Raw genomic sequence first — 1,206 nt, 5'->3', positions numbered from 1 at the left:
GGGCCCGGGTGGTCCAGGCGGCGCGCTCCGGCTCCTGGGTGCCGTACGCCCAGAACAGCTGGGCCGCGGCCCGCACGTCCGGGGTCCAGCGCAGCAGGTCCGCGTCCTGGTGCAGGGCCAGCACGGTCCGCAGGACGACCACCGCGTCGTGGTCGTGCACGCCGCGGTCGTAGCCCTCGTCGTAGGCGGCCTCGGCGCGGGCCCGGACCAGCGCGGTGAGGCCGTCGTCGGTCGCGGCGGCGGCGCGCAGCGCCTCGGTGCCGGTGGTGGCGAGCACCGTCGCCGCCAGGTGCTCGGCGCGGTAGACGTCGGGTGACTCCGAGACGAGCGGCTGGTCCCAGAACTCGCGGGTGCCGTCGAACACGCCGTCGCGTACCGGTGCCCGGTAGTCGGTGCCGGTCACGGCGAAGGCGAGCCCGCCGTCCTGCGGGACCAGGGTCAGGTCGATGGGCTGGGTGTTGACGGCGAACCGGTGCCGGCCGAAGCGCACGGTGCCCTCGGCGTCGTACAGGTCGGCGCGGTCGCGCAGCGTCCTGGCAGCCTCCTGGCGGGCGGCCTTGAGCCGGCCGTCGAGCTCGCCGGAGCGCACGGTGTCACCGAGTGACTTCAGCTCCTCGGCGGTGCCGCGCACCCTGGCGACCAGCGGGTCGGTGGCGAAGTAGGCGTTGACCTCGTCGAGGGTGCCCAGCGCGGCGGACCGGCGGGTCACGGTGGCCAGGACGCGGTCGGCGGACTCGGCGAGCCGCTCGGCGTGCCGGGCGCGTTCGTCGAGCTGGGACTGCTTGCGCGCCGAGAAGGTCTCGTAGATCTCCTCGCGCTGCTCGGTGAGGCGGGCCAGGTAGTCGTCGAAGGTGCCGAACCGCGACTCCAGGTTCTCCAGTTGCAGCAGCAGCCGACCGAGCTGCTCGTCGCACTCCTCGGGCGTGCCGGAGGCGGCGAGCGCTCCGGCGACGGCCTGGCCGAGCAGGGTGAACTCGGCGGCGAACTCGGCGCGGCCCTCCCGTTCGAGCAGTTCGCGGCGGCGGCCGTCCAGCACCGCGCGGGCCCGGTTGACGGCGCCCATGACCTCACCGATGCGCTCCAGCAGGTCGGTGCGGACGGTGGCGTCGGTGATGTCCTGGCCGCCGACGACGTCGGTGACGGTCCGCAGGCCCTCGGCGTGCTCGGCGATGGCTTCGCCGAGCGGTCCGGCGTCGGCGACGGTGG

The 1,206-nt window shown here is 75.0% G+C and carries 1 protein-coding gene; it reads right to left on the bottom strand.

Going from position 1 to position 1,206, the window contains the following annotated elements; translation table 11 throughout:
• On the bottom strand, positions 1 to 1,206 hold a 1,206-nt coding region (locus ACYVE9_RS27520), incomplete at both ends, for a DUF7902 domain-containing protein (protein WP_461030604.1).

The organism is Streptomyces sparsus, from assembly GCF_054776295.1.
Note: the sequence above shows the minus strand (reverse complement) of the source record. Positions and strands in the feature narration are given on the sequence as shown.